A 20695-nucleotide genomic window follows, 5' to 3' on the forward strand; every position below is an offset into this window, starting at 1 on the left:
TGGTCCTCCCGGGAATCAGCGGCGGATGCCCGTGGCGAACGGGAGGGTGTTGACGAAGGCCCGGTGGTGCTCGCGGTCGCACCACTCCAGTTTGAGGTAGCTCTTGCCCGCCGAGGCGCGGATGGTGCGCTTGTCGCGGGCCAGTGCCTCGGGGCTGCGCGAGGAGACCGTGATGTACCCGACCAGGTTGACCCCGGCCGCGCCGGAGGCCAGGTCGTCGCCGCGCTGGTCCACCCGGCCGGTGTGCGCCAGGTCGCGCGGGTCCACCGTGCGGTTCATCTTGGCGGCCCGGCTGGCCTCCGCCTCGTCGTTGGTCTTCTCGGTCAGCATCCGCTCGATCGCGACGTCGGTCGGCTCCAGGTCCATCGTGACGGCGACGGTGCGGATCACGTCCGGGGTGTGCACCAGCAGCGGGGCCAGGAAGTTGACGCCGACCGGGGTGAGCGGCCACTCCTTGATCCAGGCGGTGGCGTGGCACCACGGCTCCCTGGTGGCCGACTCACGGGTCTTGGCCTGCAGGAACAGCTGGTGGGTGGCGTCCAGCTCGGCCGGCCAGGCGTTCCGCTGGCTCATCGCCTGGATGTGGTCGATCGGGTGGTCCGGGTCGTACATCGAGTGCAGCAGCGAGGACAGCCTGGCATGGCCGAGCGGCTGTCGGACCCGGATGTCGGCCTCGGCCAGCCGGGCGCAGATGTCGGTCAGCTCACGGGCCATCACCGCCGCCAGACCCTCGTCGTCCCTGGCCCGCCGGGCACCGGAGGTGCGGCCCATCGCGTGCGCCTCGGCCGCCAGGTCCCGGGTGTAGTGCATACAGGCCACCAGGTAGGCCCGGTGCTGCTCCGAGGAGGTGGAGACCATCGACTGGAGCTGGTCGTAACTGTCCTGCAGCCAGCCGGGGGAGGACGGATTGCCCCGGCGCTCGACGTCCTTGGCGTGCGCGTCCGGGTCGGCCGGCAGCGTCCGGGCCAGGATCTGAAGCCGGGTCACGAAGCCGTCCCCGTTGGCGACGTGCTTGAGCAGCGTGCCGAACCGGTCGACCAGCGTCTCCTGGTCCTCCGAGTCGCGCAGCCCGACGCCCGGGCCCTCGATCTCGATCGCGGCCGTCACGGTACGGCGCTCCAGGTGCATCAGCACCCCGACCTCGTCCGGACCGAACGGCGCGGAGAGCCAGCGCAGCCGCCCGACGCCGGGCGGCGGGCCGATCTCGATCTCCCGGCCGTCCAGCCGCGTCCCGGCGTCCACCACGTCGGACCGCCAGAGGCCCCGGCCGGCCCGCGCGGTGCGGCGGTAGGTGCGGTTGATCTCCACCCACTTGTAGAACGTCCGGCGCCGGTAGGGCACGTAGACGGCCATCACGGCGAGCAGCGGCAGACCGATCAGACCGGCGATCCGCAGCGGCAGGACCGGCATCGCCAGGCCCCACACCATGCCGAGGAAGGCGCCGAAGATGATCAGCACGATCTCCCCGGACTCCCGGTTGCGCCCGATCGGCGCGTTCGGGCGGGACTTGCCGATCAGATAGGTGCGGCGCTGGTGCACGTACGGCTGGGTGTAGGAACCTCCGCCGTACTGTTCGCTGCTCACTGGCCGGTCACGCTCCCTTCACTGGGTTGGTGGTCGGAGCGGGGGCCTGGGCCGGTGGGGCGGGGGTGCGGGAGCCGTGCGCGGCGATACCGGGGGCGACCGAACCGCCGCCCGCTCCGGTGGACGCGTTGGCGGTCTGCGGGCCGCCGCGCGAGCCGTGCGTGGAGATGCCCTGCTTGACCAGGTTGGCCGGGCCGTTGATCATCGCGGAGCCGGCCGAGACGGCGCTCGCCCTGGCGTTCCGCAGCTGCATCATCTCGTCGCCGAAACCGGGGACGAAGCGGTAGACGGAGGCGCTGGCGAAGATCGACAGGAACAGGATGGCCAGGCCGGAGAGCACCTTGGAGAAGTCGTCGGTGACCCCGGCACCGGTGGCCACCGCCCCGGCCAGGCCGAGGATGATCACGATGATCGGCTTGGCCAGGTCGACCGCGAGCATCACCCCGGCCCAGCGCCGGACGTGCTTCCAGAGCTGCTTGTCCACCAGCCCGGCGTACACGGCGGTGCCGAGCAGCGCCCCGACGTAGAGCATCGCGGCCCGGATCAGCAGCTCGATCCAGAGCACCGCCGCGGCCAGCACCGCGACCAGCGAGATGATGATCAGGATCAGCGGCCCGCCGCCGATCGACCCCTTCTCCAGGGTGTCCGCGAAGCCGCCCAGGTAGGTGCCGGTGTCGGACTTGGTGCCCGCCGAGATCGCGTCGGTCAGGCCGTCGGTGGCGGAGACCAGGGTGTAGAGGATCAGCGGGGTGAAGGCCGAGGCGATGACGGTCAGCCAGAGGAAGCCGATCGCCTCCGAGATGGCCCCGGCCAGCGAGGCGCCGCGGACCGCGCGCTTGGTCACCGCGAGCAGCCAGAGCACCAGGGTGATCACCGTGGAGGCGGCGAACACCACCGCGTACTGCTGGAGGAAGGCGGCGTTGGTGAAGTCCACCTGGGTGGTGCCGTCGATCGCGCCGGACAGCGCCCGCACCACGTACGCGGCGGCCTGGGCGCAGCCCTTGGCCAGCGAGCCGAGTGGATCGGTGATGCCACCGCCGACGCCACTGACACCGCTGACCCCGCCACTGGGGACCACCGCGGCACCGGAGGGCGCGTTGCAGACGTTGCCCGCGCCCGGCAGCGGCACGTCGCACCTGGGTGTCGGCGAGGGCACCACCGGATCGGCCCAGGCCTGCTGGGCGGCCAGCAGGGCCAGGACCGGGAGTGAACCGAGCAGCACGGCTGCCCGGCGGAGCCGGTGACCGTCAACGGGCATAGCGGAAGCCTCCGAAGTCCTGGACGGCGCCGGTGATCTCCTCGGCGGTGGCGGCCTGTTGGTCGCCGGGCAGCGGGGCCGGACCGGTACGCCGGGCGAAGTCGGTCAACTTCCAGTCGGCTCCCGTCCAGCGCATCGTGACGGTGAGGGTGTACCAGTTCTCGGTGACCGGCAGCACCGAGGTGTTCCCCGCCAGCCCCAGCAGACCGGTGCACCAGACCTCGACCACGGTGGCCGTGTCGGCGGTGTTGCTGGTCCTGGTGCCGACCGGGATCGTCCGACTGACGAAGGTCTGCCCCTTGGGGGCCTTGCCCTTCTCGTCCAGGCCGAGCCGGCCGAGCGTCTCCTTGCTGAACGCCGCGTCCAGCCGGGCGGTCAGGGCGGCCTGGCTGGTGCTGTCGGCGATGGTGGCCAGCACGGTGCGCCGTCCTTCGGCCCGGAGCATCTCCGCCGAGCCGAGCGCCACCGCATAGTTGGCGGCAGCGGACTGCGCGCCCTGGTCGGTGTGCGGGTGGCCGACGCCGATGCCGTTCGAGGCGGTGGCGACCGGCAGTTGGCCCGACGGCGCGGTGGCAGCCACCGTCGGAGCGGCCACCTGGTCGGCCGAGGCGGCACCGGCCGGGTCCGGCTTGTCCCGGTTCGCGATGGAGATGGCCACCACCAGCAGGGTCACCACCAGCAGCACCGTCAACAGGGTACGTAGCGGCCGGGGCTGACGGCCCGTCGACTGGTAGACGGACTGCTCGCCGACCGGGAGCCGCGTCCGGGTGTGCGGCTGGTCGTCGGACACCGGCACGGCGGCCCTCCTGGTACGGGGAGCCCGACGGGCGCCCAAGCGTGGACTGACTGTGCTGCGCGAACGGGGTGGGAAGCGCGACAGCCCGGTGGTCACGGCCACCTGGCCGCACCACCGGGGTGTAGGACTGTCTGATCGTCAGATGGCCATGCCGTACACAATGGTGAACAGAGTGCCGAGTGATCCGATGATGAACACGCCGGTCAGACCCGCGACGATCAGCCCCTTGCCCTGTTCGGCCCCGAAGGTGTCCCGCATCGCGGTCGCGCCGATCCGCTGCTTGGCCGCGCCCCAGACGGCGATGCCCAGGCAGGACAGGATGGCGACCGCCATCACCACCTGGACCATCGTCCTGGCCTCGGCACCGAGGCTGGCGAACGGGCCCCAGTCCGGGGCGATGCCGCCGATGATGGTGTCGATGCCGGCCTTCTTGGGCTCCTCGGCCAGGAAGCCGATCCGGTCATTCAGCACGCTGCTCAGGTTCATTCCATCTCACCGCCCGATCAGGCAAATTCAAGGCCCCGGACCAGGGTTGCGCGAAGGGCCGGTACCCATTCTTGGCCAGATCTGATGCCGACTTGGCTGCTTCTCGCGGATTGGTCGTGGGGGATGGGACACGTACGCCAGGATGTCCACCGTACGAATGATACCGCTCACTCTTTGTATCTGCGATGATTGCGCTGAGCAATGCCTTCTCGGATACAGGAAACTGACGCCTCGTCGGGACGGTGCTGATGCTACTCGGGAAGGCCAAGGCCGCCGCAGCCGCCACCGGCGTGCTCGCCGTCGGCTTCGTCGCCGTGATCGTGCTCGGCACGTACGCCGCCAGCGGAGCCCCACAGGCACCCACCAACAACCTGACCCTCTCCAGCCGTTCGGTTCCCGCCGTGTACCAGGCACCGATCGAACAGTGGGGCGCCCTCTGCCCGGAGATCTCGCCGCCGATGCTGGCCGCCCAGCTCTACCAGGAGAGCGGCTTCAAGCCGACGGCCAAGAGCTCCGTCGGCGCCCAGGGGATGGCCCAGTTCATGCCCGACACCTGGCGCACCTACGGCCGGGACGGCAACGGCGACGGCAAGGCCGACCCCTGGGACCCGATGGACGCCATCGCCTCCGCCGCCACCTTCGACTGCGCGCTCGCCAAGTACGTCGCCAAGGTGCCCGGCGACCTGCAGTCCAACATGCTGGCCGCCTACAACGCCGGGCCCGACGCGGTCACCAAGTACCAGGGCATCCCGCCGTACAAGGAGACCCAGGGCTACGTACGGAGCATCAAGTCGCTCACCCAGAGCTTCACCGCGCCCGTGGTCGGCAGCTCACTCGCGATGTCCGCCCAGGCCGCCGGGGCGATCTACTACGCCCAGCGGACACTGGGCACCCCCTACCTCTGGGGTGGCAACGGCTGGGCCTCGCAGGACGGCCGGTTCGACTGCTCCGGCCTGACCCAGGCCGCGTTCGCCAGCGTCGGCATCGAACTCCCCCGGGTCGCCAACGACCAGTGGAACTCCGGGCCGCACCCCAGCCGGGACCAGCTCCGCCCGGGCGACCTGGTCTTCTTCGCCACCGACCAGGGCGACCCGCGCTCCATCGACCACGTCGGCATCTACGTCGGCGGCGGCTACATGATCAACGCCCCGCACACCGGCGCGGTGATCCGCTACGACAGCATCGACCGGGCCAAGTACTTCGGCGCCACCCGAGTCACCCCCGAAGGCGCGGGCGCCCTGCCGACCAGGAACGCCGACGGCGAGATCGCGAGCGGCGGCCAGGGCACCGGGCGGGCCTGACCGCACTGGTCAGAGCTCTGTGGTTGCGGAGTGGACGGTCCGTCAATTTTTCGTAACACCGCTTCGAACCCGGAACCTGATACCCCGGTTCTGACGTTGTGTCCGATGGCGAACAATCGGATTCCGACGGAGGTGTGGCGTGTCGACGCTGCTCGGCGACACGACCGGGCCCGACCTGGAGCTGCTGCGCGCGGTGAACGGTCTGGCCGACTCCGCACCCGCCTGGGTCGACAGCACGGTCGCCTGGTTCGGCGAGTACGGCATCCTGCTCGGCCTGGCCCTGCTCGGGCTGGTCGCCTGGCTCCAGGCCCGCCGCCGCCCCGACGCCCCGGTCGCCATCGCCGGCCTGCTCTGGGCGCCGCTCGCGGTCGCCCTCTGCGAGCTCGCCAACCTGCCGATCTCCGCCCTGGTGAACCGGCCCCGGCCGTTCGTCGACCACCCCGACCTCGACGTCCTGGTGGCCGGCAAGGAGGGCACGCTCTCCTTCGTCAGCGACCACTCGGCGATGTCGATGGGCCTCGCGGTCGCCCTGTACCTGGTCAACCGCCGCCTCGGCCTGATCGCCGCCGGGCTCGCCCTGCTCCAGGGCTTCGCCCGGCTGTACGTCGGGGTGCACTATCCGACCGACGTGATCGGCGGCTACGCACTGGCGGCCGCGGTGGTGCTGCTGCTCGCCCCGATCGCGATGGCCGTCCTGGTCCCGCTCTGCCACGCCCTCGCCCGGACCGCCCTGCGACCACTCCTGATCGCCCCTCAGCCCCGCCGCCGGGCCCGCCACCACGCAGAGCGCGACCTCGCCGCGTAAGTTGCACTACCCAGGGGCTCGGGGCTCTGCTGACGTGCGGCTCCGCCGCGTGGGCGAGGAGATCTGGCGTTCGGGTCACTGCGAAAGTGCCTGACCGCCCACGCACGGATCACCATTCACGAGGTCGGCGTCGCAGTTCCCCGAGCCCCTGGTGGTGCCGCAGGTGCCTCGTGCTCGGCCGCGTCGCGGCGGGAGCGGTCACGGGAGCGGCGGGCCGGGGCCGACCAGCCGCAGGTGCAGTGGGCGATGGCGAAGGAGCCGCGTTCGTCGATCGTCACGTGATGCTCGCGGGACACCCTGTCACGGTAACCGCTCCTCCGACCGGCGCGAAATGAACATCGCGCGCCGGTCCGACCGTAACCCCCTGCCCGTCAACTCGTTTGCCACGCAAGAGCTCTGCCCATCCGGGGTGGCTGCTTGCCGGGTCCAGGCCCGAGGGGGTTGTCGCTGTCGTGAAGAAGTCCGCTCGTACCGCCGCTGCCGTGGCGGTACTCGCCGCCACTCTGACCGCCTGCGGAGGCGGCTCGGGCCACCCGGCCGGCGGTTCCGCCGACCAGTTGTCGGCCGATCCGCTGACCGCCGTCCGCAGCGCGGCCGACATCACCGGCCGCACCGGTTCCGCCCAGGCGGTCACCGAGCTGACCACCGAGTCCGGTGAGAAGAAGGCGGTGTTCAACGGCACCGGCGGCTACGACTACGTGAAGCGGATCGGGCGCCTGGAGATCACCGTCCCACCGGGTGCCGCGACCACCGGGAAGATCGTCGAGGTGGTGCTGCCCGGCACGGTCTACCTGCAGAACAGCGGGGCGAAGATCCCCGAGGGCAAGTGGGTGAAGCTGGACATCCGCCAGCTCCCGGACGGGAACCTGGTCAGCAGCGGCGCGACCGACCCGGCCAGTGCGGCCGGGGCGCTGCGCGGGGCGCAGCAGGCGGAGCTGGTCGGCACCGAGTCGGCCGGCGGGGTGGAGCTCAAGCACTACAGGGGGGTGCTCGACCTGGCCAAGGCCGCCGAGGCCACCGGCGGGCGCGGCGGGGACGGGCTGCGGATGGCCGCGGGGACGTTCACGGTGAAGGAGATCCCGTACGAGGTCTGGCTGGACGGGCAGGGCCGGCTGCGCAAGGTGGTGCAGACGTTCGGGTTCTCGGGCGTGGCCGGTTCGAAGCAGCCGAAGGACCAGGTGAAGGTGGTCTCGGTGCTGTCGCTTTCCGACTTCGGCAAGCCGGTACAGGCCGTGGAGCCCACGCCGGCCGAGATCTACTCCATGAAGCCATCCGCCCCGCCGAAGTAACCGCCCGGATGGCGGGCAGAGATGGCCCGTCCGTGCCATGCGGTCGCATGCCCCGGCTCCCTACGCTGGAGTCCGGGGCGGCACGCCACCGGTCGGACGGGTCCATGGGGGTGGAACGGGTGATGGCGTCCTCGGGGCCCCGTGGCAGCGGTCACGACCAGACCGCCCTGGACGAGATCGAGCTGACCGGAGAGCTGATGATCGCCGCCTCCGGCAGCGAGGGCGAGCGGCTGGCCCCCGAGCGGATCGACGAGGTGCTGCTGGCGGGTGACGAGGCGTCGGACTGACCGGTGGTCAGGCCGCCCCGCCCGTCAGGTCCGCAGCAGGCGGGAGATGGCGGCGGTGGCCTCGGCCACCTTGGCGTCCAGCGCGTCCCCGCCCTCCTCGGCGGCCGCTGCCACGCAGTGCCGCAGGTGCTCCTCCAGCAGCGAGAGCGCGAAGGCCTGCAGGGCCTTGGTGTTGGCCGAGACCTGGGTCAGGATGTCGATGCAGTAGACGTCCTCGTCGACCATCCGCTGCAGGCCGCGCACCTGACCTTCGATCCGGCGCAGCCGCTTGAGGTGCTCGGCCTTCTGCGGGCTGTACCCGTGCGGGCCCGGCCCGGTCTCCTGCTGGTGCTCGGCACCCTGTGTCCCGACGCTGGTCATCCCGTCCGCCTAAGTCTCGGTGCTCACCTGTCCGTAGGGCTCAAGTGTCCAACACCAAGGGCCACCGGTCTGTTCCTCCGGATGAGCGGCGCGATCGATCCCCCGGTGCAACAGGGGGGTAATCGGGCCGCTGTTCCGTCAGACTGATGGCTCACGTCCGCACGCCGGTGTGCGGACCCGACCGCACCGCTCCGCGCCGACATGCGGAACCGGATGTTCCGCTTCCTCGAACATCACCCCGTTTGCGCACTTCTGACGCCTTGCGCCTAGCATCGTTCAGTCCCTACCCCGCACATCGGAGATTTCCGTGCGTTTTAGCCTGACCCCGAAGGAGACGAGCTTCTACGACATGTTCGCCGCAGCCGCGGAGAACCTGGTCGTGGGATCGAAGCTCCTGCTGGAACTGCTGGGTTCAGACGTGTCGGCCCGCGCGGAGATCGTCGAGCGCATGCGCGCCGCCGAGCACGCCGGGGACGACACCACCCATGCGGTGTTCCACCAGCTCAACTCCTCCTTCATCACGCCCTTCGACCGCGAGGACATCTACAGCCTCGCCTCGTCGCTGGACGACATCATGGACTTCATGGAGGAGGCGGTCGACCTGGTCGTCCTCTACGACATCCAGACCCTGCCCAAGGGTGTCGAGCAGCAGATCGAGGTGCTCGCCCGGGCCGCCGAGCTGACCGCCGAGGCGATGCCGAAGCTGCGCACCATGACCAAGCTCACCGAGTACTGGATCGAGATCAACCGGCTGGAGAACCAGGCCGACCAGATCCACCGCAAGCTGCTCGCGCACCTGTTCAGCGGCCAGTACGAGGCGATCGAGGTCCTGAAGCTCAAGCAGGTCGTGGACGTCCTCGAAGAGGCCGCCGACGCGTTCGAGCACGTGGCCAACACGGTGGAGACCATCGCCGTCAAGGAGTCCTGACCAGCGTGGATACGGCAGCACTCATCGCCGTCCTCGGGGTGGCGTTCTTCTTCACGTACACCAACGGCTTCCACGACTCGGCGAACGCCATCGCCACCTCGGTCTCCACCCGGGCCCTCACCCCGCGCGCCGCGCTGGCGATGGCCGCGGTGATGAACCTGGCCGGCGCCTTCCTCGGCACCGGGGTCGCGAAGACCGTGTCCGAGGGGCTGATCGCCACCCCGACGGGCAATCAGGGGATGGGCATCCTGTTCGCCGCGCTGGTCGGCGCGATCACCTGGAACCTGGTCACCTGGTACTTCGGGCTGCCCTCGTCCTCCTCGCACGCGCTGTTCGGCGGCATGGTGGGCGCGGCGCTGGCCGGTGGCACCGAGGTGATCTGGTCCGGCGTGGTGGACAAGATCATCATCCCGATGTTCCTCTCCCCGGTGGTCGGCCTGCTGGCCGGCTTCATGGTGATGCTGGCCATCCTGTGGATCTTCCGGAAGGCCAACCCGCACCGGGCCAAGCGCAACTTCCGGGTCGCGCAGACCGCTTCGGCCGCCGCGATGGCGCTGGCGCACGGTCTCCAGGACGCCCAGAAGACCATGGGCATCGTGGTGATGGCGCTCACCATCTCGGGTCACCAGAGCGGTGGCGACATCCCGGTCTGGGTGAAGATCTCCTGCGCCACGGCCCTCTCGCTGGGCACCTACGCGGGTGGCTGGCGGATCATGCGGACCCTCGGCCGCAAGATCATCGAGCTGGACCCGCCGCAGGGCTTCGCGGCCGAGACCACCGCCGCGACGATCATGTACATCACGTCGTTCGTCTTCAAGGCGCCGATCTCCACCACCCACGTGATCACCTCGGCGATCATGGGCGTGGGGGCCACCAAGCGGATCCGCGCGGTCCGTTGGGGCGTGGCCAAGAACATCGTGTTGGGCTGGTTCATCACCATGCCGGCCGCCGCCGCGGTCGCCGCGCTGATGTACTGGCTGGTGTACCTGATCTTCGGCTGACCGTCCGTCGGCAACGACGAAGGCCCGCCCCCACATCACGGGGGCGGGCCTTCTCCGACTTCGCGGCGGCACCGCCATGCAGCGCCGCGAAGCAGGCTTAGCCGAAGCGGCCCGAGATGTAGTCCTCGGTGGCCTGGACGGACGGGTTGGAGAAGATCCGCTGGGTGTCGTCGAGCTCGACGAGCTTGCCCGGCTGACCGACCCCGGCGAGGTTGAAGAAGGCGGTGCGGTCGGAGACCCGGGCCGCCTGCTGCATGTTGTGGGTCACGATCACGATGGTGAACTGCGACTTGAGCTCACCGATCAGGTCCTCGATGGCGAGGGTGGAGATCGGGTCCAGGGCCGAGCAGGGCTCGTCCATCAGCAGCACCTGCGGCTCGACCGCGATCGCGCGGGCGATGCAGAGCCGCTGCTGCTGACCACCCGACAGACCGGAGCCGGGCTTGTTCAGGCGGTCCTTGACCTCGTTCCAGAGGTTGGCGCCCTGGAGCGACTTCTCCACCACGCCGTCCAGCACGGACTTCTTCTTCACGCCGGCCAGCTTGAGCCCGGCCGCCACGTTGTCGTAGATCGACATGGTGGGGAAGGGGTTCGGGCGCTGGAAGACCATCCCGACGGTGCGGCGGACGGCGACCGGGTCGACCGCCGAGGCGTACAGGTTCTCGTCGTCGAGCAGCACCTTGCCCTCGACCCGGGCGCCCGGGATCACCTCGTGCATCCGGTTGAGCGTGCGCAGGAAGGTGGACTTGCCGCAGCCGGACGGGCCGATGAAGGCCGTCACCGAGCGGGGCTCGACGGTCATCGAGATGTCCTCGATGGCCTTGGTGGTGCCGTAGTAGGCGGACAGTCCGCTGACGTCGATGCGCTTGGCCATGATCGTTCGTCTCTCTCGTCTTCTGCTGCGTCAGTCGGTCTGTCAGTGCCCGGACTTGGGCGAGCGCCAGCGGGCGATGCCACGAGCGACCAGGTTGAGCGCCATCACGAAGGCGATCAGCACCAGTGCGGCGCCCCAGGCCCGGGCGTACCCGAAGTCGTTGTTGGTCTGGTACTGCTGCCAGATGTAGAGCGGCAACGACTGCTGCGGGCCCTCGAACGGGTTCTCGTTGATGATGTCGGACCCGAAGACCAGCATCATCACCGGCGCGGTCTCACCCGTGATGCGGGCCACGGCCAGCATCACACCGGTGGTGATTCCGCCGATCGCGGTCGGGAGGACGACCCGCAGGATGGTCTTCCACTTCGGCACACCGAGGGCGTAGGAGGCTTCGCGCAGCTCGTTGGGGACGAGCTTGAGCATCTCCTCGGTGGAGCGGACCACCACCGGCACCATCAGGATCGCCAGCGCGAGGCTGCCGGCGAAGCCCGAGTACTGGAAGCCGAAGAGCAGGATCCAGAGCGAGAGAATGAACAGACCGGCGACGATCGACGGGATACCCGTCATGACGTCGACGAAGAAGGTGACCGCCTTGGCGAGCCGGCCACGGCCGTACTCCACCAGGTAGACGGCGGTCAGCAGACCGATCGGGGCTGCCATCGCGGTGGCCAGCGCGACCTGCATCAGGGTGCCGAGCAGCGCGTGGTAGACACCACCACCCGCCTCGGTCTGCAGCACGCCCTTCATGGAGTGGTTCAGGAAGCGGGCGTCGACCACGCTCGCGCCCTGCTGGACGGTGTAGAAGACCAGCGCGGCCAGCGGGATGACCGCCAGCACGAAGGCCAGCCAGACCACCGAGGTGGCGAGCCGGTCCTTGGCCTGCCGGCGGCCCTCGACCTTGGCGGAGAGCCCGTAGGTGAGGCCGACGAAGGCCAGTCCGGCCAGCAGACCCCACTGGATCTTGCTGTCGAGACTGCCGAGCAGGCCGATCGCGACACCGATCACGATCGACAGCACGGCGATCCCGGCCGGGGCCCAGCTCGGCAGCCGATTGGTCGTCAGACCCCGGCGGAGCTGCGGCGCGACGGCAACCGAGTCGGTAGCGGTACTCATCAGTTGGCCCCCGAGTATTCCTTGCGGCGCGCGATGATCATCCGCGCGGCACCGTTCACCAGCAGGGTGATCACGAACAGGACGAGACCGGAGGCCATCAGCGCGTTCCGGCCGTTCTCGCCGGCCTCGCCGAAGCGGAGCGCGATGTTCTGCGCGAAGGTGCCGCCACCCGGGTCCATCAGGTGCAGCGAGAGCACCGGGCTGGAGGAGAGCACGGTGGCGACCGCGATGGTCTCACCGAGCGCCCGGCCGAGGCCGAGCATCGAGGCGGAGATCACGCCCGGGCGGCCGAACGGCAGCACCGCGGTGCGGATCATCTCCCAGCGGGTCGCCCCCAGGGCGAGCGCCGCCTCCTCGTGCATCCGCGGCGCCTGCTTGAAGACCTCGCGGGAGACGGCGGTGATGATCGGAAGAATCATGATGGCCAGCACGATCCCGACGGTGAACAGGGATCGCGGGGCGGCCCCGGTCTTGGTCGAGTCGAAGATGTACGTCCAGCCGAGGTACTCGTCCATCCAGCTGGTCAGACCGCTCATGTGCGGGACCAGGAAGAGCGCGCCCCAGAGGCCGTAGACGATGCTGGGCACGGCCGCCAGCAGGTCCACCAGGTAGGCGAACGGCTGGGCAATCCTGCGCGGGGCGTAGTGCGAGATGAACAGCGCCACGCCGACGGCGACCGGTACCGCGATGACCATCGCGATGATCGAGCTGGCGATCGTGCCGAAGACCAGCACCGCGATGCCGAAGGTCGGCACCGGTGCGTCCGGCAGCCACTCGAAGGTGGTGAAGAAGTTGCCCTCGTTGTGCCCGAAGGAGAGGAACGAACGGTACGTCAGGAACCCCGCGATGGCGGCCATGATGACCAGCAGCAGGACGCCCGAACCGCGGGAGAGGTTGAAGAAGATGCTGTCGCCACGCCGGCTGTCCGATCGGCCCCGGCGGGCCCTGCCACCGGAGGCGACAGGGGGTGATGAAGTCATGGTCTCTACTCCGGTCTGGTGGTGCTGCCCCGCGGAGGGCGGCACCATGGCGGCGGTGCCCCGGACTTGTGATGGTGCCCGGCCGGGCAGCCCCGCCCCCCTCTTCGAGGGCCGCCCGGCCGGTGGTTCAGTCAGATCAGGCGAGCGCGGTGACCGCGGTCTTCACCTTCTCGCTCAGCTCCTTGGGGAGCGGCACGTAGCCCTTGGTGCCGATGGCCTGCTGGCCCGCGTCGCTGACCGCGTAGGTCAGGAAGGACTTCAGGGTGTCGAGCGTCTCGGCCTTGTTGCCCTTGTCGCAGACGATCTCGTACGTGACCAGGACGAGGGGGTAGGAGCCCTCCTCCTTGGTCGCGTAGTCCAGGGTCAGCGCCAGGTCGCTGCCGGTGCCCGCGATCTTCGCCTTGGCGAAGGTGGCCGCGGCGTTGGCGGCGGTGGCCTCGACCGGCTTGCTGGCGCCGGTCGCGATCGCGGCCGACTTCAGGTTGTTGGTCTGGGCGAAGGAGAGCTCGGCGTAGCTGATCGAGTTCGGGACCTGCTTCACCTGGGCCGAGACGCCGGCGCTCTGGGCCGCCGACTGGCCGCCCTTGCCCGCCCAGGTCTTGCTGGCCTTGTACGGCCACGCGCCACCGGAGGTCTTCTCCAGGTACTTGGTCAGGTTCTCCGTGGTGCCGGAGTCGTCCGAGCGGTGGACCGCCTGGATCTCGGCGTCGGGCAGCTTGGCGGTCGGGTTCAGCTTGGCGATCGCCGGGTCGTTCCACTTGACGATCTTCGAGTCGAAGATCCCCGCGATGGCCGGGCCGTCCAGGACGAGGTTGTCCACGCCGTCCACGTTGTAGATGACCGAGATCAGACCGGCGACCAGCGGCAGGTTGATGCCCTGGCCGGTCTTGCAGATCTCCTTGGAGGCGGTGACATCCGCCTCCTTGAGCGCCGAGTCGGAGCCCGCGAAGGCGACCTTGCCCTGGTTGAACTGCTGGACACCGGCGCCCGAACCGCCACCGGAGTAGGTGATCGTCGAACCGGCGCAGGCGTTGCCGAAGGCAACCTTCCAGGTGTCGATCGCGTTGCCCTGCGCGGTGGAACCGGCGCCGAGCAGCTGACCGGCCTTGCCACAGGCGATGGCGGCGGCCGACGGGGCGCCGGACGCCTTCGGGTCGGCGTTGTCGTCCGAGCCGCAGGCCGCGAGCGACAGCGAGCCAACGAGCGCCATGGCACCGATCGCGAGGGCCTTGGAGCGGCCGTTCCGCTGGAGCTTCACAGGGGTTCCCTTTCTGTGGCACCACCCGTTCTCTGCCTGATCCCGGAACGGGACGGCGGTACGGGTTCTGCTGTGGTCCGGGGCCCGTACGGCCCTCCGGTGTTACCGAAGTTAGGCCGGGTAGGTGACGCGTCAGGCGGTCACAAATGAACGGAGAGTGAACCTGTAGCGGATGGCGGGAAACACCGATCGGTAGTAACGGTTGCGTCACAGGCAGGGCGCGACGAGATCACTCGCCCCGAACCGCTATGACTCCCCGTCACCGAGCGCCTGCAACAGGGCGTCCACCAGCTCCCGGTCCCGGTCGTGGGTCAGCCGGGCCTTCGCCTTCCGCGGCGACAGCCACTTCAGCCGGTCCACCTCCCGGTTGGGAGTGAACGAGCCGCCGGTCGGCACCGCCACCCAGTACCTGACCTCCTTGGCCCGCCCCTGGGCCAGGTAGTGCTGGGTCGGCAGCTCCACGCCGAGCACACAACTCAGCCCGGTCTCCTCCCTGACCTCCCGCAGCGCAGCCGCCCGCCAGCCCTCCCCCGGATCCAGCTTCCCCTTCGGCAGCGACCAGTCGTCGTACTTCGGCCGGTGGATCAGCGCGATCCGCGGCTTCTTCCGGCCCACCCCGTTCTTCTTCGGCGGCCCGGGCACCCAGAGCACCGCCCCCGCCGCCAGAATGGTCTGCCCGTGCCGGGTCGCCCGCCCTCGCGTCCCCCGGACCGGTGCGGTCAGCAGCTTGCCCATACGTGCCATCCGTGATGCTGAAGAGTCGGCCACTGGTGGCCGAAGGCGTACCTCGCCGCCTCCACCTCCAGCCGCTGATCAGCATGCACCACACCGAGCACGTACGCCGTCGCCGGCGTGATCCGCGGCGTCCGTGCCGCCGTCGACACCGTCACCGCCGCGTCCGCCGCCTCCTGGTGACGGTCCAGCACCTGGTCGATCCCGTCCAGCTCCGGCAGCCCCACCCCGCACACCTCCAGCGCGTACCGGGCCCGCTTCGCCAGAATCCGCACCCGGTGCCACGGCGCGTCGTCCGCCGCCACCACCGCGTCGGCGTCCACCACCGTCCCCTGGGCCGGCACCGCCCCCAGCCGGTGCAGCCCCTCGCCCCCGTACGGCGCCCGGGCCGGCGGCAGCGTCTCCACCCCGGCAGCCAGCAGCCCGAGCGCCGTCGCCACCTGCGGCCGCAGCTCACCCACGCCCCCCGGCAGCACCGGCACCTCCCCGGCCAGCAGCGTCATCCGGTCGGCCAGCGCGTGCAGACGGGCCGACCGCAGCTCCTGCAGCAGCGCGGTGTGCGCCCTGGTCCTGGCCAGCGTCAGCTGACGCTCCATCAAGGCCCGGGCCTTCGGCGCACCGGTGTGCCCGGCCAGCATCCCGGGCTGGCCCGGATCGGTCTCGCTCAGCGAGTCCAGCGCCGCCAGCAGCCGGGCCGACCGCCGGACGTAGCCCGGCTCCTGCGCCAGCAACCCCGACAGCCAGCGCAGCTCCGTCCTGGTCTCCTGCGCCCAGACCGGCTCGAAGACGGTCGAGAAGGTGTGCAGCGCACCGCCGATCCGCCGCACACAGCGCAGCAGTTCCCCCGTCCCGCCCGCCACGCCCCCGCCGCCGGGGGCGCCACCGGCGCTCGGCAGCGAACCTGTCCGGGATCCGGCCTCCCCCACCGCCAGCGGCAACGCCCGCAGGAAGGCCCCCGCCCGGGCGTTCAGGTACCCCGCCAGCACCTCCCCGGCCAGGGCCGGGTGGTCGGTGCGCTCCGTCGTCGTCGGCAGATCGGTCATGCTGATTCCTCGTCCCCCCGAGGGCTGTCCCCGCTGTGGTGGCGATGCCCCGGGGATGGTGACTGTCTCTCAGCTCCTGCTACGGCAGCTTGCGCCGGCGCTGTCTGGAGTCGATCAGCAGGTCCTGCACGTGCCGCAGCCGCCGCCCTTCGGCGTCCTGCGGGTGTCTGGTCCACCGGCCGTCCGAGCCGAGGTGCCAGGACTCGGTCTCGTCCGACATCCCGAGGTCGATCAGCCCCGACAGCTCCGCCCGGGCCGCCGGGTCGGTCACCTTCACCAGCGCCTCGATCCGGCGGTCCAGGTTGCGGTGCATCATGTCCGCGCTGCCGAACCACACCTCGGGCTCGCCACCGTTGCCGAACACGAAGATCCGGGAGTGCTCCAGGAACCGGCCCAGGATGCTGCGCACCCGGATGTTCTCGCTCAGCCCGGCCACACCGGGACGGACCGCGCAGATCCCGCGCACCCAGACGTCCACCGGCACGCCGGCCTGCGACGCCCGGTACAGCGCGTCGATCACGGCCTCGTCCACGATCGAGTTGACCTTGATCTTCACGAACGCCGGGCGCCCCGCCCGGTAGTGCGCGATCTCCTGCTGGATCCGCGCCACCAGCCCGTCCCGCAGCCCGCGCGGCGCGGTCAGCAGCCGACGGTAGGACTCCCGACGGGAGTAGCCGGAGAGCCGGTTGAACAGGTCCGACAGGTCCGCGCCGACCTGCGGGTCAGCCGTCAGCAGCCCCAGGTCCTCGTACAGCCTGGCGGTCTTCGGGTGGTAGTTGCCCGTCCCCACGTGGGCGTAACGCCGCAGCGTGTCGCCCTCCTGACGGACCACCAGCGAGAGCTTGCAGTGCGTCTTCAGCCCGACCAGGCCGTACACCACATGGCAGCCCGCCTCCTCCAGCTTGCGGGCCCACTTGATGTTGGCCTGCTCGTCGAAGCGCGCCTTGATCTCGACCAGCACCAGCACCTGCTTGCCGGACTCGGCCGCGTCGATCAGCGCGTCCACGATCGGCGAGTCACCCGAGGTGCGGTACAGCGTCTGCTTGATCGCCAGCACGTCCGGGTCGTTGGCGGCCTGCTCCAGGAACGCCAGCACCGAGGTCGAGAAGCTGTCGTACGGGTGGTGCAGCAGCACGTCCCGCTCGCGCATCGCGGCGAAGATGTCCGGCTGCGAGGCCGACTCCACCTCGATCAGACCCCGGGCCGTCCCCGCCACGAACTTCGGGTACCGCAGCTCGGGCCGGTCCAGGTCGGCGATGCCGAACAGACCGGTCAGATCCAGCGGGCCCGGCAGCGGGAAGACCTCGGCATCGGTGATGTTCAGCTCCCGCACCAGCAGGTCGAGGATGTAGGGGTCGATCGACTCCTCCACCTCCAGCCGCACCGGCGGGCCGAACCGACGCCGCATCAGCTCCTTCTCCAGCGCCTTGAGGATGTTCTCGGTGTCGTCCTCCTCGACCTCGAGGTCCTCGTTCCTGGTCACCCGGAACGCGTGGTGGTCCAACACCTCCATCCCCGGGAAGAGCTCCTCCAGGTGCGCCCCCATCACGTCCTCCAGCGGGACGTACCGCTGCGCGCCCGCCTCCAGGAAACGCGACAGCGACTGCGGGACCTTCACCCGGGCGAAGTGCTTGTGTCCGGAGACCGGGTTGCGCACCACCACGGCCAGGTTCAGGCTCAGCCCCGATATGTACGGGAACGGGTGCGCCGGGTCGACCGCCAGCGGGGTCAGCACCGGGAAGATCTTCTGCCGGAACAGCGAGTGCAGCCGGGCCTGCTCCTTCTCCGCCAGCTCGGCCCAGCGGACCAGCTCGATGCCCTCCGCCGCCAGATCCGTCAGCACCTCGTGCTGGAAGGTCGCGGCATGACGGGCCATCAACTCACGGGAGCGGGTCCAGATCTGGTCCAGCACCTCGCGCGGCTGCAGCCCGGAGGCCGACCGCTGGGCCACCCCCGTCGCGATCCGGCGCTTCAGCCCGGCCACCCGGACCATGAAGAACTCGTCCAGGTTGCTGGCGAAGATGGCCAGGAACTTGGCCCGCTCCAGCAACGGGATCTGCGGGTCCTCGGCCAGCTCCAGCACCCGCTCGTTGAACGCCAGCCAGCTGCGCTCACGGTCCAGGAACCGGCCCTGCGGCAGCTCCTCCAGTTCCTGGCCGTCGACCTCCAGGTCGACCTCGGCCAGCGCCAGCGACGGCGGCAGGTTGGCAGGGCCTGGGGTCTTCGGAACGGAGGCGGGACGGGGGATGCTCATGTGCTCCAGCTCCTCCAGCAGGACGTTCTCCGGGTACCCGGCGGCAGGCGCCAGATCCCAACCGCCCGGGGCGGTCGGCGACCGGTCGGCCGAGGGGTCTCCGGCCGACCGGGGGCGTGGCACTGCTGACGTCATCCTGTGATCTTTGCGGCGTTAACTTAATCCACGGTAAACACCGCATGGCCAGGAGGAAAGCTGAGTCGGTCACCCCGTGTCCGGGGTCCGGTCACCGGTCAGCTCATCGCCGGACCGCAGTGTCGACGCGGTACATCAGGTCCACCTCGTACACGGTGAACCCCAACCTTTCGTATACCCGCACCGCGGCCGGATTGTCGGCATCCACATAGAGCAGTACCGCCGGGACCTTCCGGTCCTCCGCCAGATGCCGCAGGCCCGTCGCGGTCAGCGCCCGGCCCAGCCCGCTGCCCTGCTCCGCCGGGTCCACCGCCACCACGTACACCTCGCCCAGACCGTCCGGGTGCACCTTGGTCCAGTGGAAGCCGACCAGGTCCGCCCCCCTGAAGGCCAGGAACAGCCCCGCCGGGTCGAACCACGGCTCGGCCAGCCGCTCGGCCAGGTCCTGCTCCGTCCAGCCGCCCTGCTCGGGGTGGTGGGCGAAGGCCAGCGCGTTCAGCCGCAGCCAGGCCGCGTCGTCCTGCCCCGGACGGAAGCTCCGGACCGTCACACCCTCGGGCAGCACCGGCTCGGCCGGCACCGGCTCGGCCGGCCTGCGCATCTGCCGCAGCTCCCGGACCAGCTCCGCCCCGTACTCCGCCGCCAGCCGCGCCGCACCCGGGTGGCCGCCGTGCGCCCAGAAGTCCACGGTGCCCGCGTCCGCCTCCGCCAGCGTCGCATCCAGCAGCTGCCGCCCGAGACCGAGCCGCCGGTGGTCCGGATGAACGGTCAGCTCCACCGTGGTCCGCCCCTCCCCCGCCTCCAGCTGCGCGTACCCCGCCGGCACCCCCTCCTGACGCTGCACCAGATGGGTCACCCCGGGCCGAGCGCTGTCCACCCGCAGCCGCAGCCGCCCCGCCTCGGACACCGCCTCCCGCCCGTCCACCGCACTCGCCGCCGCGAGCACCGCCCTGGCCGCCGCAAGATCGTCCGCGCCGAGGGTCTCGGTGCTCCGGATTCCGTCCTGACTCGGGTTCGTCGTCTCCATGCCGCCGACCATACGCGGCGGCACGAGCCGAAACCCGATGGTCTGCCGGGTCCGTCCGGTGATTGGCTGTCAGCTCCCGCCCTCCCCGGGCCCGACCCCGGCCCGACGGTTCGAAAGGAAGGCCCGACATGACAGTGGAGCTGCAACGACGACAGCGGGTGGCCGCGTACGGAGTGGCCGTCCAGGACGGCCGGGTGCTGCTGGCCCGCTGGGTCGGACGCGACGGCACCCGGGCCTGGACCGTCCCCGGCGGCGGCCTCGACCACGGTGAGGACCCGTACGCAGCGGTGATCCGGGAGGTCCGGGAGGAGACCGGCTACCAGGTCGAGCCCGAGCGACTGCTCGGCATCCACTCGCAGCACCTGCTCGACCCGCCCTTCGCCCGGAAGGGCTCGCCGAAGGACTTCCACGGCCTGCGGATCGTCTACGGCGTCCGGGTGGCGGGCGGCAGCCTGCGGAACGAGGTCGAGGGTTCCACCGACCTGGCGGCCTGGATCCCCCTGGACGAGGTGGCCGACCTGCCACGGGTCTCGCTCGTCGACATCGCACTGGAGCTGTACCGGTCTCGGCCGGAGGTCGGCCGGGTCCCGTAGCCGACGGACCCCGACCGGGGTGGGGCCATCCGTGCTGACCTGCGAGGATTATGGCCTCTGAGTTCTGATCTGTTCCGGAAATGCAGAAAGCCCCACCGGTTACCCGGCGGGGCTTTCTGACTAAAGATTGTTCGGCGGCGTCCTACTCTCCCACAGGGTCCCCCCTGCAGTACCATCGGCGCTATGGATGTACCAGGACGGCTGCGCGTAGTAGAGCAGCGCCCACCGGTTACCCGGCGGGGCTTTCTGACTAAAGATTGTTCGGCGGCGTCCTACTCTCCCACAGGGTCCCCCCTGCAGTACCATCGGCGCTATGAGGCTTAGCTTCCGGGTTCGGAATGTAACCGGGCGTTTCCCTCRYGCTATGACCACCGAAACCCTATCGGGTATTCAGCGAAACACACACTTTTTAGTTTATTAAGTGGTTTTTCACCGGCGATAGCTGTTCGCTACCCGGGAACCACACAGTGAACGCGAGCGTCTGAGGACAAGCCCTCGGCCTATTAGTACCGGTCAGCTCCACCCCTTACAGGGCTTCCACATCCGGCCTATCAACCCAGTCGTCTACTGGGAGCCTTACCCTCTCAAGGA

At 70.0% G+C, this 20695-nt stretch carries 21 protein-coding genes and 2 rRNA genes; 7 read left to right on the forward strand and 16 right to left on the reverse strand.

Features of this window, described 5'->3' with window-relative positions:
* Nucleotides 1-15: 15 nt before the first annotated feature.
* From ASC99_RS03315 to ASC99_RS03330, 4 genes are all read right to left on the reverse strand, one after another.
* Nucleotides 16-1584, reverse strand: coding sequence for an SCO6880 family protein (locus ASC99_RS03315; protein ID WP_057227883.1), 1569 nt, complete (start codon nucleotides 1582-1584; stop codon nucleotides 16-18).
* A 7-nt stretch (nucleotides 1585-1591) separates the two neighbouring features.
* The gene (locus ASC99_RS03320) at nucleotides 1592-2842 is read right to left on the reverse strand and encodes a hypothetical protein (protein ID WP_057227885.1); all 1251 of its coding nucleotides are present in this window, start codon (nucleotides 2840-2842) and stop codon (nucleotides 1592-1594) included.
* Nucleotides 2832-3638 (reverse strand): hypothetical protein, encoded by an 807-nt coding sequence (locus ASC99_RS38235; RefSeq protein WP_057227886.1) that lies wholly within the window; start codon nucleotides 3636-3638, stop codon nucleotides 2832-2834. Before ASC99_RS38235 ends, ASC99_RS03320 begins: the two co-directional genes overlap by 11 nt.
* 138 nt (nucleotides 3639-3776) lie before the next feature.
* Nucleotides 3777-4124 carry a hypothetical protein gene (locus tag ASC99_RS03330; protein ID WP_057227889.1) on the reverse strand — a complete coding sequence of 116 codons (348 nt, stop codon included), beginning with the start codon at nucleotides 4122-4124 and terminating at the stop codon, nucleotides 3777-3779.
* A gap of 248 nt (nucleotides 4125-4372) precedes the next feature.
* Here ASC99_RS03330 and ASC99_RS03335 point away from each other — a divergent pair, with 248 nt between their 5' ends.
* Together ASC99_RS03335 and ASC99_RS03340 are read left to right on the forward strand one after the other, a co-directional pair.
* Nucleotides 4373-5425: a C40 family peptidase gene (locus tag ASC99_RS03335; RefSeq protein WP_057228088.1), complete on the forward strand. Its 1053-nt coding sequence runs from the start codon at nucleotides 4373-4375 to the stop codon at nucleotides 5423-5425.
* A gap of 139 nt (nucleotides 5426-5564) precedes the next feature.
* Nucleotides 5565-6230 (forward strand): phosphatase PAP2 family protein, encoded by a 666-nt coding sequence (locus tag ASC99_RS03340; protein WP_082598037.1) that lies wholly within the window; start codon nucleotides 5565-5567, stop codon nucleotides 6228-6230.
* A 116-nt stretch (nucleotides 6231-6346) separates the two neighbouring features.
* On the opposite strand, the gene ASC99_RS36865 is transcribed toward ASC99_RS03340, so the two are convergent.
* Nucleotides 6347-6526, reverse strand: coding sequence for a hypothetical protein (locus tag ASC99_RS36865; RefSeq protein ID WP_082598038.1), 180 nt, complete (start codon nucleotides 6524-6526; stop codon nucleotides 6347-6349).
* A 156-nt stretch (nucleotides 6527-6682) separates the two neighbouring features.
* Between ASC99_RS36865 and ASC99_RS03345 the strand changes: the two genes are divergently transcribed.
* Together ASC99_RS03345 and ASC99_RS03350 are read left to right on the forward strand one after the other, a co-directional pair.
* Nucleotides 6683-7519 carry a hypothetical protein gene (locus ASC99_RS03345; RefSeq protein ID WP_063856957.1) on the forward strand — a complete coding sequence of 279 codons (837 nt, stop codon included), beginning with the start codon at nucleotides 6683-6685 and terminating at the stop codon, nucleotides 7517-7519.
* A 104-nt stretch (nucleotides 7520-7623) separates the two neighbouring features.
* Nucleotides 7624-7806 carry a hypothetical protein gene (locus ASC99_RS03350; protein WP_057227894.1) on the forward strand — a complete coding sequence of 61 codons (183 nt, stop codon included), beginning with the start codon at nucleotides 7624-7626 and terminating at the stop codon, nucleotides 7804-7806.
* 24 nt (nucleotides 7807-7830) lie between these two features.
* Here the strand turns inward: ASC99_RS03350 and ASC99_RS03355 are convergent, their stop codons facing one another.
* The gene (locus ASC99_RS03355; RefSeq protein ID WP_057227896.1) at nucleotides 7831-8166 is read right to left on the reverse strand and encodes a metal-sensitive transcriptional regulator; all 336 of its coding nucleotides are present in this window, start codon (nucleotides 8164-8166) and stop codon (nucleotides 7831-7833) included.
* 307 nt (nucleotides 8167-8473) lie between these two features.
* Between ASC99_RS03355 and ASC99_RS03360 the strand changes: the two genes are divergently transcribed.
* Nucleotides 8474-9094, forward strand: a complete 621-nt coding sequence (locus tag ASC99_RS03360; RefSeq protein WP_057227898.1) for a DUF47 domain-containing protein — start codon at nucleotides 8474-8476, stop codon at nucleotides 9092-9094.
* Nucleotides 9095-9099: 5 nt separating this feature from the next.
* On the forward strand, nucleotides 9100-10095 hold the full coding sequence (locus tag ASC99_RS03365; RefSeq protein ID WP_057227901.1) for an inorganic phosphate transporter: 996 nt from the start codon (nucleotides 9100-9102) through the stop codon (nucleotides 10093-10095).
* A gap of 97 nt (nucleotides 10096-10192) precedes the next feature.
* On the opposite strand, the gene pstB is transcribed toward ASC99_RS03365, so the two are convergent.
* From pstB to mshD, 8 genes are all read right to left on the reverse strand, one after another.
* Nucleotides 10193-10969, reverse strand: coding sequence for a phosphate ABC transporter ATP-binding protein PstB (gene pstB, locus ASC99_RS03370; protein WP_057227903.1), 777 nt, complete (start codon nucleotides 10967-10969; stop codon nucleotides 10193-10195).
* A 42-nt stretch (nucleotides 10970-11011) separates the two neighbouring features.
* A complete protein-coding gene (pstA, locus tag ASC99_RS03375; protein WP_057227905.1) occupies nucleotides 11012-12082 on the reverse strand; it encodes a phosphate ABC transporter permease PstA in 1071 nt (356 codons plus the stop codon).
* Entirely contained in the window at nucleotides 12082-13062 is a 981-nt protein-coding gene (gene pstC, locus ASC99_RS03380) for a phosphate ABC transporter permease subunit PstC (RefSeq protein WP_057227907.1), read from the reverse strand. The genes pstA and pstC overlap by 1 nt, the downstream gene beginning before the upstream one ends.
* 136 nt (nucleotides 13063-13198) lie before the next feature.
* On the reverse strand, nucleotides 13199-14320 hold the full coding sequence (pstS, locus tag ASC99_RS03385; protein WP_057227909.1) for a phosphate ABC transporter substrate-binding protein PstS: 1122 nt from the start codon (nucleotides 14318-14320) through the stop codon (nucleotides 13199-13201).
* Nucleotides 14321-14566: 246 nt separating this feature from the next.
* Nucleotides 14567-15055: an NUDIX hydrolase gene (locus ASC99_RS03390; protein WP_082598039.1), complete on the reverse strand. Its 489-nt coding sequence runs from the start codon at nucleotides 15053-15055 to the stop codon at nucleotides 14567-14569.
* Nucleotides 15040-16095 (reverse strand): CHAD domain-containing protein, encoded by a 1056-nt coding sequence (locus ASC99_RS03395; protein ID WP_057227911.1) that lies wholly within the window; start codon nucleotides 16093-16095, stop codon nucleotides 15040-15042. The genes ASC99_RS03390 and ASC99_RS03395 overlap by 16 nt, the downstream gene beginning before the upstream one ends.
* A gap of 79 nt (nucleotides 16096-16174) precedes the next feature.
* On the reverse strand, nucleotides 16175-18349 hold the full coding sequence (locus tag ASC99_RS03400; protein WP_235502762.1) for an RNA degradosome polyphosphate kinase: 2175 nt from the start codon (nucleotides 18347-18349) through the stop codon (nucleotides 16175-16177).
* A gap of 238 nt (nucleotides 18350-18587) precedes the next feature.
* Nucleotides 18588-19511, reverse strand: a complete 924-nt coding sequence (gene mshD, locus ASC99_RS03405) for a mycothiol synthase (RefSeq protein ID WP_057228094.1) — start codon at nucleotides 19509-19511, stop codon at nucleotides 18588-18590.
* A gap of 128 nt (nucleotides 19512-19639) precedes the next feature.
* Here mshD and ASC99_RS03410 point away from each other — a divergent pair, with 128 nt between their 5' ends.
* On the forward strand, nucleotides 19640-20104 hold the full coding sequence (locus tag ASC99_RS03410) for an NUDIX hydrolase (RefSeq protein ID WP_235502721.1): 465 nt from the start codon (nucleotides 19640-19642) through the stop codon (nucleotides 20102-20104).
* A gap of 259 nt (nucleotides 20105-20363) precedes the next feature.
* Here ASC99_RS03410 and rrf read toward each other — a convergent pair.
* Both rrf and ASC99_RS03420 read right to left on the reverse strand, forming a co-directional pair.
* Nucleotides 20364-20480: ribosomal RNA gene (rrf, locus tag ASC99_RS03415) — 5S ribosomal RNA — on the reverse strand.
* A gap of 107 nt (nucleotides 20481-20587) precedes the next feature.
* Nucleotides 20588-20695 (reverse strand): 23S ribosomal RNA (locus ASC99_RS03420); the annotation flags it as partial.

This window comes from Kitasatospora sp. Root107 (genome assembly GCF_001424875.1).
Lineage (GTDB): Bacteria > Actinomycetota > Actinomycetes > Streptomycetales > Streptomycetaceae > Kitasatospora.